Source organism: Treponema sp. OMZ 840, assembly GCF_050937815.1.
Classification (GTDB): Bacteria; Spirochaetota; Spirochaetia; order Treponematales; family Treponemataceae; genus Treponema_C.
In genome coordinates, this window is sequence record NZ_JACDIJ010000017.1 from 1 (window position 1) to 14419 (window position 14419).

A 14419-nucleotide genomic window follows, 5' to 3' on the forward strand; every position below is an offset into this window, starting at 1 on the left:
TGACGGGAATAAGAACGGTACAAAACGGTAAAAAAGACGGTGCAGGCGAATGGCGGAACGGACTGGCGGGACAAGAAAATATCAAATCTGTCAGTAGTGACGGGACATGGGTCAATAACGGAGATGCAACGTTCACCGCTCAAAAGAAAGCTACATTATCAGGTTTACAGCGGTTGACAGGCAAAGATTGGCACGAATCGAATTGGGATAAAACAAGAGATCCAAGAACTTTGCAGGTCGGTGAAACTGTTGACATGGGGAAAAGAACAGTAATGCCGACAGGAGCACCTCTTATAAATAATAATGAAGAAGCAGAATATTTATATAACAATGGAAATGGTACAAAGGCTTGGTTAGGTGATGACGTTTACAAAGCGCTAAGAGAAAAAAATGCTCAAAAAGAAAATAAAATTCAATCTGGAAACACTCCCCTTGCTGAAGGTAATTACAGAATAACACTATCTGGGAAAAATTTGCTTTTTGGAAAAAACAGTATATATGATAAAAATGGCATGTTCTTTATGGGAAATACACAAATTAAATATAAAATATCAACAGGTACCGAGTTTTGTGTTGTTGACTTTACTGCTAGCGATGGAGATGGCTTCTGGGATATTTATGATTTTAGGAATAATTCTCCAAAAGCTGATGGTATTGGTCCTAATTTAGAAAGAAACGGAAGTTTCCCATATGCCTTTTATCCCAGAACATGGTCAATAAGTTTTTCTGTTCCAAATAACAAAAAATGGTAAAAAAATGAAAAAAAGCGTAGTAATATTTTTAACTTCATTTTTAATCATTTTTATTGTTTTAAATGGGATTATTTGGGGTAGATTCGTATATATTAATCACAAAGTTGACTCATATGATATTAATAAAGACGGTTTTTATGACCTTGCCGAACAAAATGGTGAATTTGATTATTGGTTTAAGAAATCTACTCAAGGAGCATCATCTCATATGTTGCTTTTATCTAAAGAAACAGTATTTGTGTCCTTGATGTTTTCGTTTATAATAGTATTTATGTATAATGTAATTATTATAATTTATAAAAAACACAAAAAAAAGACGTAAAATTCAAAGAGAGATTACGGTGAAAAGATTGTTAACAGTATTTCTGTGTAAGTTTTCCAAATCCTGAAAAAATAAACTGGAGATAATGCGTATGAAAATAAAATTCGTTAAGATTTTGTTAACAATTGTATTTTTTCTTGTAGAATTGGGCTTGCCTGTTTTTATATATGGGACTTATTTTTTTGCAGACAGCGCTTATTGCGAATACCGGCTCAATAAATTTGATATAAACAAAGACGGTATTTGGACAAAAGATGAACAGGTTGGAGATTATCAACGATGGGCCGATGCTGTCTATAGCGGTGACGGTGCGCGGTTCGTTTTTTTTGTATATATCTGCTTGACAGGTCCTATATTCGGAATTATATATAAAGTGGTGTTTTTTTTGGGGGATAAGTTGAAAAATCATATTTATAAGAAACTGCCGTCTGAAAAATCGCTTCCTTTTGACAAAGGCGAGGGGGATAAACGGAGAAGACCGCACATTACGATTTAAACTGTAACGGAGGCAGCGTATGAAAAAGAGAGTGCTGTATTCACTGTGTTTTTTATTATCGCTTGTATATTCTCAAGAGGTTTTTATCACCGAAAGTGAAACAGCCTCTCTTATACCTGACAACTTTGTAAAGAATTTTGATATACCCATCGCTATTCAATTTGATAAAGAGTCGGCCGAGCGATGGGAACGTATGAGCGAAAAAGAAAGAGCAACCCGCTATACCTATGAAATATATGATATTTATATAAAAGATATACCGGAAAAAATTAAAAGAGGATATTTCGCCCACACTTTACTTTCAAAACCGATATATGAATACGGTTATTATGGAGCCGTTGGTTATGAGTTACCGAAAGAGTTCTCAAAACAACAAGAACTTTGTGCAAAAGATATAAAAGAACTTTTACAAAGAACACAAAAAAACGAATATGTCCTCTTTGATGATGAGGGAAGAACCTTTTCCCGCCCCAATTTTCTTATACATAAAAAAATGCAATATAACGGGTATATTATAGGGGAAATGAACATCGGTTTTCAACTCTATGAAAATGTTCCCTGTCCTCAAATGTATTGGATAGAATGTGCTTTTTTAAACGGAGAAGACCGTATCTCTTTTATAAAACTGTATTGTTATGATTGGAATTTGGATCTTGTACCTTTTTTTCTGGAATATTTCAGAAAAGATACCTATGCAGATACATGGGCTTTTATTTCGGGAAAAGAACAAGAACAATTCAGAGAACACCTTGAAAACCGCTCAAAGCGGCTTCCGCCATGGATGCTTGTGTTTTTGGATTATTACGACAAGCTCTATATATCGGTGCAAAATCTGTTCGATATGAAACTTCCGCTTAACACAACCGCTTTTTACACGCAAGCTAATTTAAATATCCTCGATAAGGCGGGGAGTGACGGAACAAAACTGAGCACGGCGAACAAGGGAACACAACTGCAGATTCTTAAACTTGGGGCAAAAGAAAAAATAGACGGCATAACGGCTTCTTGGGTGAAAGTGCGTTTACAGGACGGTACGGAAGGCTGGTGCTTTTCTAGGTATCTGACACCGCAAAAACCGTAACGGATGCGGTACTTTAACCGGCACGAGGTAATCGATTGTATAAAGAGGCTTTGTCGATGTTAAATAAAAGAATTGTTAGTTACGTTATTTTTATTGTAATGATGACCTGTGTGTTTGCGGAAAATGATTTTCGAAAGTTATTTGAGCGGTATGAAAGCCTCTATGCCGGCACACCGAAAAAGGAAGTCAATTTAAACGAAGAAATCGGAAGGGACGGCGTTTTATTTTATTTTGAAAATAAAAATCCGCAAAAACAGGGAAATTATTATCAACTTATGTTTTTCGGGTCAATGCAAAAAGTTCATTATACATTCATATATGAGGGAACAACATGGTTTATATATGAAGAATACTTTATGTACCAAGAACGGTATACGACGGAAAATGCCGAAATAACGGAACGCTATTACAAAGTTGAAAACGGCCGTATCGGTTGTTTTGATAAGCGCTCAAATTCGATTGAGAATACAGCCGAAACTGATAAAGATATTCAAGCAATTATAAAATTGGTAAAAGAATATATGCATAAAGGATAAAGACGTCGGAAACTGCGTTTGGGGTTTTTCCCTGTTATAAAAGGCGAAGCCGGAAAGTAAGACAGGATACGGAATCCATTTTGCACCCGGAACAACATGGGGCTGTATAGGATTAAATAGTATAGCCGATGCCGCATGGCTGGCTAAAATAACAGACGGAGCGTTACTTTCTTCGAACGGATTCGCCTTATTAAGAGTGCAGGAGTGATTATGAAAAACTATCGATTACTATTATTCATCGGTATGAATGTTTTACGGTTGATTTTCTTTGGAATGCAGGGTGCGGTCTATGCCGAACAAGGACAAAAAGAAGCAATTAATGTGCCGAAAGATATTTTTTCAACATATATTTTTGCGGAGATCCCCGAAAATCCCGAATTGATTACGGAAGCTCACAAAGTAGAAAAATTGAATGAAAATGAAGCAAGACAAGAGCATTGGCGCTTTGCAGGAGAATGGGATACCGTGATTATATGTTCGTCGGAAAGTTTTAAAATTATTTATACAAAATACAAGGATACGTATAAGATTCAATATGTCAAATTGACGGGGGAAACTTCAATTGCATCCGAATGGAGTTCTTATATAGGAAAAAGTACCGATTATCTTTTACGGATTTTCGGCGAACCTAAAAGACTTAATTCTTCTTCCATATTTTATACGGCACATGAATATTATATACAATTTGACTGTGACAAAAAAACGATAAGCGGTATTCTTTTGGCGCGTGACCAATAAAACCATATTAAAGCGGGGTAAAGCATGAAATATATATGGACTATAATCATATTGATTATGTGTGTGTCCTGTTCGAAGGGTATAAACAAAACCGATGAAACGGATATAACAAAAACAACGGAGAAAACGGAAGTACAAGATATTTTTGAAACCGATATTTTTGCGGACATCCCCGCTTCTGCGCTCTCCATAACCGAAGACTGTAAAATTACCGAATTTTCTTCCGCCGATATGTCGGGTGCCGATATGTCGGGATCGGCCGAAAAAAATGATATACAAGCCGTTTTTTCAGGTATTTATGATTCCGCCGTTATCGCAGAATCGGACAGCTTTGTATTGCGGTATACCGTTCACGAAGGTGTGTATAAAATACGCTATGCCGCCTTTTATAATAAAACTTCTGTAAGTGAAAAGTGGAGTAAGTATATCGGTAAAACACCCTACGATGTATTGGTTGAGTTCGGTACGCCCTTTGAAATAAAAGACAGCACGCCTGCGGTTATGCTGTATAAAAAAGATATATGGACGCAAGGGGAAGGTCTTGAAACGGCTTGGATACAATATGAGTATACAAATAAAACGATACACAAAGTTTCCGTGTGGAAACAGCGTTAAAACAAGAACTTTTATTAAACGGTGGGGAATAATATCGTGCTAAAAACATTTTACTTGTTTGTTCCCGACATACCGTAAGGAGGAGTTAAAACAAACGACTGAAATATCACCGCTTGTTTTAATTTGGAGTTTTGTATGAAAAAAAATGTAATGTTGTTATTTTTAGTTATAATGGCTGTATGGGCATTTGCTGAGGATGTAAAAATAATCAGGGTAATGACAGACGGTACGGAAATTGCCGAATACTATCCGGCTGATATCGAAAGGCTGGTTATTTTTGATTCGGACAGTAACAGGTATAGAACACAAGATATCAGAGGTTTGGAAAAGTTAAAGAACTTAAAAGTTTTGGAATTTCAAACTTTAGCGTTTCTTACAAATTATAATTTTCTAAAAAAACTATCAAGTGTAGAAGAGGTATATTTCGGTTCCGTACATTTTGCCGATTTTTCCGTTTTATCCGGTATGACAAAATTAAAAAAAGTAGAGTACAATGGTTATATACCGAGGGAACGCATAGAAAAGATACGGTCCGAAGGCTTGGATTTTTCTTTTTGCCCGGATTTGGAATTACTTGTTTTAGACCCCTTAAAAGAGCGTTTTGATTTTATTCCGGATATAAAAGTATCGTCTAAAAAAGTTTGGTTGCGAATGTACAATCAACCGATAACACGCGACAAACTGAGTAAGCGGGAGCAAAAAATATTAAAAAGATTTTTGAAGGTAACTCTTTTCCTTGAAAAGGCCGCATAGAGGGAGAATAAAAGATGAAAAAGAATGTTATACCTTTATTGTTTTTTATGTTTGTTTTTGTTTGCTATGCGGCCGAACCTGCCGTAATTCCTGTTGAAAACGTATTTGTAAAGGGCGGAGTATATAATTGGAAAAAACTGCTTGGTATAGGCTCTGAAGAAATTACGGTGCCGGATTTATACGTGCAAAAATACGAAACGAGCCGAAAAGAGTGGGAAGCTTTTATAAATGAAACGGGCAAAAAGGAATTCTATAACATTACGGCGGTACAGCTGAATTATTACAATCTTATGTCGTATCCCGAATCGGCTGCCATAGGTATAACATTCTTTGAAGCGCTTGAATATTGTAATTGGCGGAGCAAAAAAGAAGGCTATACACCGGTTTATACGTTAAAAGGCAGCATACCGACACAAAGCTCATATACCTATCCCAAACCGGTAAAAATGCCTAAAATTGTTGTCAATAAAAATGCCGACGGCTACCGGTTACCGGAAGAAACGGAATGGATTTATTTTGCTTTGGGCGGTTTGGAAGGAATAAAATCAAAGTGGTGGGAAACGAAACCCGTAGAAACATATGCATGGGTTGCAACGAATTCCTCATCGACCGAGCCGGTTGGGAAACTTGAGCCGAACCCCGTCGGTTTATACGATGTATTCGGGAATGCATGGGAATGGTGCTGGGATATAAAACCGAATTCCGCAGGGGAAGAAGGTATAAATAAATCACGCCTTTCATGCGGAACCTGTAGTTGTTATTCCGATAAAAAAGATGTAGGGGTAAATATGCTTGCCTATATGGCTGTTTTATCGGCTAGGGGCGGCAGTGATCCTTTGGAAAGATATTATATAGGTATTCGTATGGTTCGGAATGCATCCGGTACCTCTCAACCGGCACAAAAGGCAACTGACGGCCGTTACAGTGTCGGTTCGGTATATTATGCCTCAGATAATTTAAATATACGCTCCGAGCCGAATTTACAGGCACAAAAAGTAGGCTTGATACCGAAGGGGCAAGCTCTTACGCTTATGCAAACGGGACAAACAACCCATATAGACGGCATAACGGCTTCTTTGGTAAAAGTGCGTCTACAGGACGGCACGGAAGGCTGGTGCTTTTCGGGGTATTTGACACCGCAAAAGCCGTAACGGATGCGGTACTTTAACCGCCGTTTATGCCGCCCTTTTTCCTTGACAAGGGGTAAAAACGGGGTATAGAATGGAGTTGATATGTGCGTATGAAAATAAAATTCGTTAAGATTTTGTTAACAATTGTATTTTTTCTTGTAGAATTGGGCTTGCCTGTTTTTATATATGGGACTTATTTTTTTGCAAAAAGAGCTCATAACGAATACCGGCTCAATAAATTTGATATAAACAAAGACGGTATTTGGACAGACGATGAACAGGTCGGAGATTATCAACGATGGGCCGATGCTGTCTATAGCGGTGACGGTGCGCGGTTCGTTTTTTTTGTATATGTCTGCTTGGCAAGTCTTATATTCGGAATTATATATAAAGTGGTGTTTTTTTTGGGGGATAAGTTGAAAAATCATATTTATAAGAAACTGCCGCCCGAAAAATCGCTTTCTTTTGACAAAGGTAAAAGACACGGTGTAAGATAAAATCGGTTGTGTCATTAAAATGAAAATTCCGAATTTTTTGTTTTTTAAGATATACGTGCCGTGCGTACTTTTTATCAATGAGTTTTTTGCGTTATTTTTTCAAGGGAATGCAGGTGCAATATGTACCGTTGTTTTTTGGCTGTGTGTGACAATTGCGCTCGCTTTATTTTGTGGAAAGAAAGAATACGGACGGCAGGCAGTATTTTTGAGCGTATTTTTTATTTTTACCGGTATTTTTTTTATCGCGCGGTATTTTAACCTTGCTATAGCAGGTTCCCGGCATACAGCCGAACCGACACTTACTGCGCAGGATACTGTCTTTTTGTACGTTGCTGCCGCCGCAAAAGGGTTTCTGTTTGCACTGTCTTCCTTAATTGTAAATGCAATTATACATTTAAAAAATAAAAATCATAAACCGATGGCGGCCGCCTTTGTTTTGGTCGGTTTTGGGACACCCTTTTTAGTTGCAAGCGAATTTTTATTCGGAGTATTTAAAACACTCGAAAATCTGCATTCACAAAATATCGCGGTAAGTGTATTTTTTATATATGTGAATGCGCTTTTTAAATTCTGTATCGGTACCACTTTGATAGGCTTTATTCCCTACATATTGTTTACGGCGATACACCTTTTTCGCGATAAACGAAAACTTCTTTTTTTAAGCGTATTTTTTATTATAAGCGGCTGTATCGCCATACCTGCAATAATCGACCAAAAGCATATGGAAGACAAGCTCTATTCATTCGACTTGAACGCAGACGGCATATTTGCAGGAAAAGAGGTAACTCCCGAACAACAAGAGTGGATGCGTAAATACACGCATGATATACCCGTGATGCTGTTATATGCTGCCGCCGCACCGGCCGGTTTTATCTGCGCGATTGCCGCATTGATTGTGAACGAAACCGAAAAACGCCGGAAAAAGAAAAACGGCATACCGCTGAAAAATTGATTTTTCCTTGACAAGGGGTAAAAACGGGGTATAAAATTGTGTACATTGAAGTTATGTTATGGAATGCGTATGAGAAATTATGTTTTATCCGTTTTATTTTTTCTTTTTGTCGCATGTAATAAAAACGAAAACCCGGCTGCAAATATGAAGGGGCTGCCTCGTCTACCTATAACCGTAAAAACGGATGTGAGCTGTTTTCTTCAAGGAGAATACACGGAAGACGGCTTTATAAAAACAGCCGTTATTTTCAAAGAGGGGGAAAAACCGGTTATCTTTTTTGAAATAAAAGATACGGTTATAACCGATACGAAAACTCGTTCCGTTATTGACGGAAAACGATTCGGCGACGATTTTTATGCATGGAAAATCGAAATAGTCGAAAACGGATTTTATCTGCACCCGTTTTGGAATAAGGGCAAGAGTACAACCGACCCCATTATATTTTATTTTAACGAAAAAAGCGGGATGTTTGAAAAATTTACCGTACCTAAATCGGAATATTAACCGGTAAATAATTGGATTAGGCCTATGAAAGTACGTTTTATTTTTCTTTTTTTTCTGTGTGTGTGCACGGTGAAAGTGTTTACATACCCCTTTGAAAATCAGGAATATGTGTATACGGGATATTATGACGACATGACGGGGCCCGGGTTTAAGATGGTATTTAAAAACGGCAAACTTGAACTGGATATTCCCGAATTCGATTTAGTCAAAAATGAAGAAGGGGTTTTTATTGCCCGCACCCTATCCGAACCGTATTCTTTAGAGCTGTACAAAGATTTTTTATTTCTTCAAACAAAAACAAGGCGTTTTATGGTTTTGTATTTTCAAAATCTTATTTGTGTGCTTATCGATTGTAAAACCGGAGATACGTTGTGGGGATTGCGCAGGGATTCTTCTTATGTGCGTTTGCCGAAAGCTCCGCGTTGGAAAGATTTATGGATAGGCATTGATGACGTTTCTTTATCTTTTACGGGATTCAGCTCCGTTTTAAAAGAAACGCTGAATAATACCCCTGTTGTTTATAACGGAAAGTCAAAATTTTATTTGCAAATCGGAAATCCTTGGGTACCTACCGGCGGTAAAAACGGTATCGGAGAATGGGTGGAGAAAAAAATCGGCAGAGAAACTCAAGAATTGGTAATTGTCAACGGTTTTGTTAAAGCCGATTCTCCCGATTGGTACTATAATAATGCGCGTTTAAAAACAATTATAGTTAAAACAAAACAGGGAGCATGGCCGTTTCTGCTTAATGACAGTCCTCATCCGCAAGTGATTACGCTGCCGAAAAGTGTAACGGGCACTATAAGGGTAATTGTAAAAGATGTGTATCCGGGAAGTAAGTATAAAGATGTCTGTTTAGGCGGGGTGTATATGTTGTATGAAGCTCCGGAGCTTTCTATGGTGGCGCCTGCTAACGGTATTTTAGCTAGAGGATATATGTATATAAGGAGCCGGTAATGGAAATAAACCATAATTTTGCGGCGGTTTGTATTGTATTGGGAGTTGTCTTTCTCGGTATATCCATGCAATTTGACCATATAATCGGCGGGAATGCGGACAGCGGCTATCATAGAGAAGAAATATATATGGTCTATAATAAAAAAGCGGATAGGCATGTTCAAGTATCAAAGCCGGTATGGTATGCGAATTATGTATATATGCAACAGGTAACTTGTAAGTTTGAAGATAAAATATTTTTATCTTCGGTTTGTATGAATATGAACATTCTATGCAACGAGGGTATAGAAGTATGAATAAAACATCAAAAACACCGCTTGCAATCGGATCGTTTTTTGCTTTTGTTGTTTGGCTTGTGTGGTTTATTGTGTCGGCTGTTACGGGAAACAAAGGGCGGTTGGGAGATATTTCCGTGCTGCTTCTTTTTGGGGGCGGAATAGGATTTCTTGCATCTATTTCTATATGTGATATTTTAGTAACTGAAAAGGGTTTTACGGAAATATCGGTTTTTTCAAAAAAAGATTTTTTATTTGATGATATTGAAATCGTATCCATCGACAATTTCGGCCAACGGAGTTTTCAAGTTTATACAACTATAAAAAATTTTTATTTTGCATACACCAAAGCGAACTATGCCGCTTTAAAGGAAGTTATCCCCTCGGTAAAATATTCAAAAATAAGTGTGGAAGAATTGGAGGCAATGGTAAAAAGGTCATTTTTTGCCCCGGTATAAACGGATGCGGCGCTGCCGAAAGATAAAGCTTTACGGCAGCCCCGTTCATACGTTTTACCGCTCCATTTTGCGGTATATCGTTTTGTGCGGGCGCTCGGCGTCGATTCCCAGCTCTTTGCGCCGCCATTGGGCGTATTCGCTCCATGTGCCTTCAAACCAGCGCACTTCGCTGTTGTTTTCGAATGCGAGGGTGTGGGTACAAACCCTGTCCAAAAACCAGCGGTCGTGGCTGACGATAAGGGCACAGCCTGCAAAGTCCTGAATCGCGTCTTCGAGCGCTCTCATGGTTGCAACGTCCAAATCGTTTGTCGGTTCGTCCAAAAGAAGGACGTTTGCCGCTTCTTTTATCATCATCGCCAAATTGAGCCTGTTGCGCTCGCCGCCCGATAAAACGCCCACTTTTTTTTGCTGGTCGGCTCCGCTGAAGTTAAACCACGAACAATAGGCCCTGCTGTTCACTTCGCGGATTGCACCGTTTACGGCTCTTCCGTCCTTGTCGACTGCGCCGAGCTTGATAATATCGAGGCCGCCTGAAAGCTGCTCCCATACGGTTTTATGTGCATCCAAACCGCTTCGCATTTGATCGGCGTAGGCAAGCTTAACCGTTTCTCCGATACGGATAGAACCGCTATCCGGCTTTTCCCCGTTTTCAGCAGTCCGCCCCTTTAATTGAGCGGCCGCGTCTATAATCAATTTAAAGAGGGTTGTTTTTCCCGCACCGTTTGGCCCCACAATGCCGACGACGGCTCCCGGCGGCACGGTAAAGTTCAGGTTTTCGAATAAAAGTTTGTCGCCGAAAGCTTTGGTAAGATTTTGCGCTTCTATAACCACATTGCCCAATCTCGGGCCTGCGGGAATCGTAATAACGCTGTCTTTTACCTGAGCCTTGTTTTCGGCGGCTAAAAGCTGTTCGTATTTTGCGATATGCTCTTTATGCTTTGCCTGGCGTCCCTTGGGACTCATATGAATCCATTCCAATTCACGCGCCAAAGCCTTTTTGCGCTCGCTTTCGCCCTTTTCTTCAAGTTCAAGGCGGGCCTTTTTTTGCTCAAGCCAGCCGGAATAATTACCCTTGTACGGGTAACCTTCGCCGCGGTCGAGTTCCAATATCCAGCCGGCCACATTGTCCAAAAAATAGCGGTCGTGGGTAACGGCGATAACCGTTCCTTCGTACTGCTGTAAATGCCGCTCAAGCCATGCCACCGTTTCGGCGTCCAAGTGGTTTGTCGGTTCGTCCAGCAGGAGAATGTCCGGTTTTTGCAGTAAGAGGCGGCACAGGGCGACTCTCCTTTTTTCACCGCCCGAAAGCACGTCTATGTTCATATCCTGCGGCGGGCAGCGGAGGGCGTCCATCGCAAGTTCCAATTTCGAATCGAGATTCCACGCATCCGCGGCATCAAGCTTTTCCTGAATGGCCGCCTGCTTTGCGCACAGCTTATCTATATCCGCATCCGGCTCTCCGAACGCTTCGTTTACCTTATCGAATTCTTCAAGCAAGTCGGTAATTTCTTTTACGCCCTCGCTTACGATTTCTTTTACGGTTTTACCCTCTTCAAGATGAGGTTCCTGCGGAAGGTAGCCTATCGTATAGCCGGGCGAAATTGAAGTTTCTCCGGTAAATTCGGTATCGACTCCCGCAAGGATTTTAAACAAACTCGATTTACCCGAGCCGTTCGCTCCGATAACTCCGATTTTCGCACCGTAATAATAGGAAATGCTTATATCCTTTAAAACGGTTTTGGTTCCGTATGAACGCGACACGCGGTCCATAGAATAAATGATTTTTTTATCGTCGACTGTCTTTGCCATAGCCGGATTATAGCCTAAAAGCGAAAATAAGAAAAGCGTATTCGGAACTGTTTTACGCTCTAGTATAAAATGTTACCGAAATCGCAGGATATAAAGGGCGAGATTTTTCCGTCCGAGTTTCCGGCCCCTGCGCAAACTCTGATGCCGAACATATCTTTTATGCGTAATCCGGTACCGCCGGAAACGCGCCATGCAAAATCGCCGTTGCGCGGAAAGCTTGCATAGTCGGCCCATACGTCGCCGATTGCACCGTTTACGGAAAAAAACATATGTCCGCCCAAAATGGTAAGTTGTTCCCATGGCCTTATTTGGAAACCGAAGGCTGCCGCCGCTTTGTGTACGCCGAATTTCCGTTTAGCCGTCACATGGGGAAAAAACATACGGTCTTTTAAGTGAAAGCCGTATACGGGAATCAGCGAGGGCGTTTTTTTAAGCTGCTCCGACAAATTACTCCCCGCAAAGAGGCTGCACAAAACGGTTATATGGGACGAAATCGGAATTGCGGCGGTAAAATCGGATGTAATACGTTCAAATACCGGTGTTTTATAACTTCCCAGCGGAAAAACCGCCGAAACGGCAGTCGATGAAAAAAAGCCCCGTGTCGGAAAAGTACGGTAATTTAAATTGCTGAAAGTATACTGCGAAAAAAGTTCGGCCGCAAAATCAAAGTTTTCCTTATTATAAGCGTCGAATGGCCAAGGACTGTGTTCCGGCACTGCTTGCCGCGTATCAAACCAATGGAGCGAAGTTTTGTTTAAAAGAGTATGGTGCGGGTTGAATAAAACGCCGACACCTATTTCCATTCCGGCGCGGCGTAATAAACTTCCGTTTATGCGGTGAAAGTCGAAGTTGCTTACAAAAAATTCGGGCTCGTGCGAAACCGAAGCTTCGGCTTGAAAAAACGCTTTGGGGCCAAGCGGCTGAAAAAACAAAAATTTCAGTGACGTATTATTTACATAGGATGTTTTTAAAGACAGTGCGGAACCGGTGCCGCTTAAGCCTCTAAACTGCACGGCGGTCGAAAGGGTGAGAACTGCGGAAGATGCGGAACTTGCCGTTCCGGCAAAATTCAAACTTTGCAAAAGCAAGCCGTTTTCGTCCGGTTTTTGATGCAAATACAGTTCAAGTACATTTTTACCGCTTCTTACATCGATTCGGGGAATTGCCGCAGTGTAATTACCCGTATCCATAGCGGCTTCGGTGAGGCGCAATAGGGATTGTTTTGTAAAAGGCTTTCCCGCCATGCGTGCAAAAACACGTTCCATATAATATCTGTCCGATTCTTTACAGCCTTTTAAAATCAATGCTTCCGGACAGGTATAAGGCAGTTCTTTGTAATGTCCCGTTTTTTTTCCGGCCGGTTTTTCGGAGATAAATTTAAAATTACCCGTTTCGGAAATACTTTCGGTTTTGTCGGCCGGTTCCTTTTTCGTTTCCGCATCGGATTGGGCAAAAATCTTTTTTTTCAATTCGATTAAATGCCCGCGGTACCGTTCGGCTTCCGCTTTGCCGCGTTTGTAAATATCCTCGGCGCGAAGATAATCCATCATGGAAAAATCGCGGATATCGGGAAACATAACCAAATCGGCCAGTTCATAGTTTTCTTTGCCTTGTATGGCTTGCTGCATGGATGTCATTTGTTCAATAACACGTAAGGGGCTGGTATCGAATGCATCGGTATCTGTTTTGAGCGGGTTTGAGATTTCAACTGCAATAATGATATCATAACCGAGTTTTTTTGCGGTGCGGATGGGAAAATTATCGCGCGCACTTCCGTCTATATAGTATTTGCCGTCAATTATAAAGGGTTCGAAAAAGCCGGGAATGCTCATACTTGCCCGCATGGCTTCGGCTAAGTCGCCTTGCTCTAAAATAACCAAATCTCCGCTTAATAAATCGGTTGAAGCGGCCCGGAACGAAACGGGTAAACTGTCGAAATCGATGTATGAGGGGATTTTTACCGTCAGGGCTTTTAATTGTTCATATGCTTTTTGGCCTGTAATTAAACCTTTGCCGAGGTTTAGCGAAAAATCGGAACCGAGTTTTAAAGCGACGGGGTTTGCCGGAATGCTGTGTTCGTTTAATGCACGTTCGAACGGAGAAAAATTATCGTTGCGGAATATGTCAACCCAATCCAAGTATAATACCGCATTCCGTATTTCCTGCGGCGTATAGCCGGCACAATAAAGACCTCCTATAATGGCGCCTGCGCTTGTTCCTATAATTATATCTACGGGAATATCCAATTCGTCGATGAGTTCCAAAACGGGAATATGCACAAAGCCGCGTGCACCGCCGCCTGCAAGTACAAGGGCCACACTGGGACGTTTTTTCCCCGTTTCCAATGCCGGAAGAAGGGCGATGCAAAGTAAAAAAACGCATACGAGCGCAGCAATTTTTTGTATCAATTTCATACCGGGATTATATGGAGAAATGACGGGGCTGTAAAGGGGCGGAATCTGTTTTACAGGCTTGCAAAAACTTCCATATAGCTGTAGTATATACCTGCAAAACAATAGTTTATTCACACATTATTTATAAGGA

General features: G+C 40.5%; 17 protein-coding genes. 15 read left to right on the top strand and 2 right to left on the bottom strand.

Features of this window, described 5'->3' with window-relative positions:
- From H0R92_RS12995 to H0R92_RS13065, 15 genes are all read left to right on the top strand, one after another.
- Positions 1-752 (top strand): hypothetical protein (locus tag H0R92_RS12995; RefSeq protein WP_432965725.1); only part of this gene is annotated, 752 nt, incomplete at its 5' end.
- A 4-nt stretch (positions 753-756) separates the two neighbouring features.
- Positions 757-1074 carry a hypothetical protein gene (locus tag H0R92_RS13000; protein WP_432965728.1) on the top strand — a complete coding sequence of 106 codons (318 nt, stop codon included), beginning with the start codon at positions 757-759 and terminating at the stop codon, positions 1072-1074.
- Between the two features lie 91 nt (positions 1075-1165).
- Positions 1166-1570 carry a hypothetical protein gene (locus H0R92_RS13005; RefSeq protein ID WP_432965731.1) on the top strand — a complete coding sequence of 135 codons (405 nt, stop codon included), beginning with the start codon at positions 1166-1168 and terminating at the stop codon, positions 1568-1570.
- A gap of 19 nt (positions 1571-1589) precedes the next feature.
- Positions 1590-2651 (top strand): SH3 domain-containing protein, encoded by a 1062-nt coding sequence (locus H0R92_RS13010; protein ID WP_432965734.1) that lies wholly within the window; start codon positions 1590-1592, stop codon positions 2649-2651.
- A gap of 56 nt (positions 2652-2707) precedes the next feature.
- On the top strand, positions 2708-3187 hold the full coding sequence (locus tag H0R92_RS13015; protein WP_432965737.1) for a hypothetical protein: 480 nt from the start codon (positions 2708-2710) through the stop codon (positions 3185-3187).
- A 210-nt stretch (positions 3188-3397) separates the two neighbouring features.
- On the top strand, positions 3398-3925 hold the full coding sequence (locus tag H0R92_RS13020) for a hypothetical protein (RefSeq protein WP_432965740.1): 528 nt from the start codon (positions 3398-3400) through the stop codon (positions 3923-3925).
- Positions 3926-3949: 24 nt separating this feature from the next.
- A complete protein-coding gene (locus tag H0R92_RS13025; protein WP_432965743.1) occupies positions 3950-4540 on the top strand; it encodes a hypothetical protein in 591 nt (196 codons plus the stop codon).
- Between the two features lie 135 nt (positions 4541-4675).
- Positions 4676-5293 carry a hypothetical protein gene (locus H0R92_RS13030; RefSeq protein WP_432965746.1) on the top strand — a complete coding sequence of 206 codons (618 nt, stop codon included), beginning with the start codon at positions 4676-4678 and terminating at the stop codon, positions 5291-5293.
- 14 nt (positions 5294-5307) lie between these two features.
- Positions 5308-6444, top strand: coding sequence for an SUMF1/EgtB/PvdO family nonheme iron enzyme (locus H0R92_RS13035; RefSeq protein ID WP_432965749.1), 1137 nt, complete (start codon positions 5308-5310; stop codon positions 6442-6444).
- Between the two features lie 89 nt (positions 6445-6533).
- Positions 6534-6920 (top strand): hypothetical protein, encoded by a 387-nt coding sequence (locus H0R92_RS13040; protein WP_432965752.1) that lies wholly within the window; start codon positions 6534-6536, stop codon positions 6918-6920.
- Between the two features lie 205 nt (positions 6921-7125).
- Entirely contained in the window at positions 7126-7872 is a 747-nt protein-coding gene (locus H0R92_RS13045; RefSeq protein WP_432965755.1) for a hypothetical protein, read from the top strand.
- A gap of 69 nt (positions 7873-7941) precedes the next feature.
- Entirely contained in the window at positions 7942-8376 is a 435-nt protein-coding gene (locus H0R92_RS13050; RefSeq protein WP_432965758.1) for a hypothetical protein, read from the top strand.
- 24 nt (positions 8377-8400) lie between these two features.
- Positions 8401-9333 (top strand): NADase-type glycan-binding domain-containing protein, encoded by a 933-nt coding sequence (locus tag H0R92_RS13055; RefSeq protein ID WP_432965761.1) that lies wholly within the window; start codon positions 8401-8403, stop codon positions 9331-9333.
- Complete coding sequence (locus tag H0R92_RS13060) at positions 9333-9629, top strand: hypothetical protein (RefSeq protein ID WP_432965764.1); 297 nt, start codon at positions 9333-9335, stop codon at positions 9627-9629. Before H0R92_RS13055 ends, H0R92_RS13060 begins: the two co-directional genes overlap by 1 nt.
- On the top strand, positions 9626-10066 hold the full coding sequence (locus H0R92_RS13065) for a hypothetical protein (protein ID WP_432965767.1): 441 nt from the start codon (positions 9626-9628) through the stop codon (positions 10064-10066). The genes H0R92_RS13060 and H0R92_RS13065 overlap by 4 nt, the downstream gene beginning before the upstream one ends.
- Before the next feature lie 54 nt (positions 10067-10120).
- On the opposite strand, the gene ettA is transcribed toward H0R92_RS13065, so the two are convergent.
- Both ettA and H0R92_RS13075 read right to left on the bottom strand, forming a co-directional pair.
- On the bottom strand, positions 10121-11875 hold the full coding sequence (gene ettA / locus H0R92_RS13070; RefSeq protein ID WP_432965770.1) for an energy-dependent translational throttle protein EttA: 1755 nt from the start codon (positions 11873-11875) through the stop codon (positions 10121-10123).
- A gap of 59 nt (positions 11876-11934) precedes the next feature.
- A complete protein-coding gene (locus H0R92_RS13075; RefSeq protein ID WP_432965773.1) occupies positions 11935-14289 on the bottom strand; it encodes a patatin-like phospholipase family protein in 2355 nt (784 codons plus the stop codon).
- Positions 14290-14419 lie beyond the last annotated feature (130 nt).

What these genes read in the sequence shown, in the direction of transcription:
- H0R92_RS13065 (WP_432965767.1), top strand. Translation starts at nt 9,626, where the DNA reads ATGAATAAAACATCAAAAACACCGCTTGCAATCGGATCGTTTTTTGCT.
- H0R92_RS13010 (WP_432965734.1), top strand. Translation starts at nt 1,590, where the DNA reads ATGAAAAAGAGAGTGCTGTATTCACTGTGTTTTTTATTATCGCTTGTA.
- H0R92_RS13015 (WP_432965737.1), top strand. Translation starts at nt 2,708, where the DNA reads ATGTTAAATAAAAGAATTGTTAGTTACGTTATTTTTATTGTAATGATG.
- H0R92_RS13020 (WP_432965740.1), top strand. Translation starts at nt 3,398, where the DNA reads ATGAAAAACTATCGATTACTATTATTCATCGGTATGAATGTTTTACGG.
- H0R92_RS13005 (WP_432965731.1), top strand. Translation starts at nt 1,166, where the DNA reads ATGAAAATAAAATTCGTTAAGATTTTGTTAACAATTGTATTTTTTCTT.
- H0R92_RS13050 (WP_432965758.1), top strand. Translation starts at nt 7,942, where the DNA reads ATGAGAAATTATGTTTTATCCGTTTTATTTTTTCTTTTTGTCGCATGT.
- H0R92_RS13075 (WP_432965773.1), bottom strand. Translation starts at nt 14,289, where the DNA reads ATGAAATTGATACAAAAAATTGCTGCGCTCGTATGCGTTTTTTTACTT.
- H0R92_RS13055 (WP_432965761.1), top strand. Translation starts at nt 8,401, where the DNA reads ATGAAAGTACGTTTTATTTTTCTTTTTTTTCTGTGTGTGTGCACGGTG.
- H0R92_RS13025 (WP_432965743.1), top strand. Translation starts at nt 3,950, where the DNA reads ATGAAATATATATGGACTATAATCATATTGATTATGTGTGTGTCCTGT.
- H0R92_RS13060 (WP_432965764.1), top strand. Translation starts at nt 9,333, where the DNA reads ATGGAAATAAACCATAATTTTGCGGCGGTTTGTATTGTATTGGGAGTT.
- H0R92_RS13035 (WP_432965749.1), top strand. Translation starts at nt 5,308, where the DNA reads ATGAAAAAGAATGTTATACCTTTATTGTTTTTTATGTTTGTTTTTGTT.
- ettA (WP_432965770.1), bottom strand. Translation starts at nt 11,875, where the DNA reads ATGGCAAAGACAGTCGACGATAAAAAAATCATTTATTCTATGGACCGC.
- H0R92_RS13000 (WP_432965728.1), top strand. Translation starts at nt 757, where the DNA reads ATGAAAAAAAGCGTAGTAATATTTTTAACTTCATTTTTAATCATTTTT.
- H0R92_RS13030 (WP_432965746.1), top strand. Translation starts at nt 4,676, where the DNA reads ATGAAAAAAAATGTAATGTTGTTATTTTTAGTTATAATGGCTGTATGG.
- H0R92_RS13040 (WP_432965752.1), top strand. Translation starts at nt 6,534, where the DNA reads ATGAAAATAAAATTCGTTAAGATTTTGTTAACAATTGTATTTTTTCTT.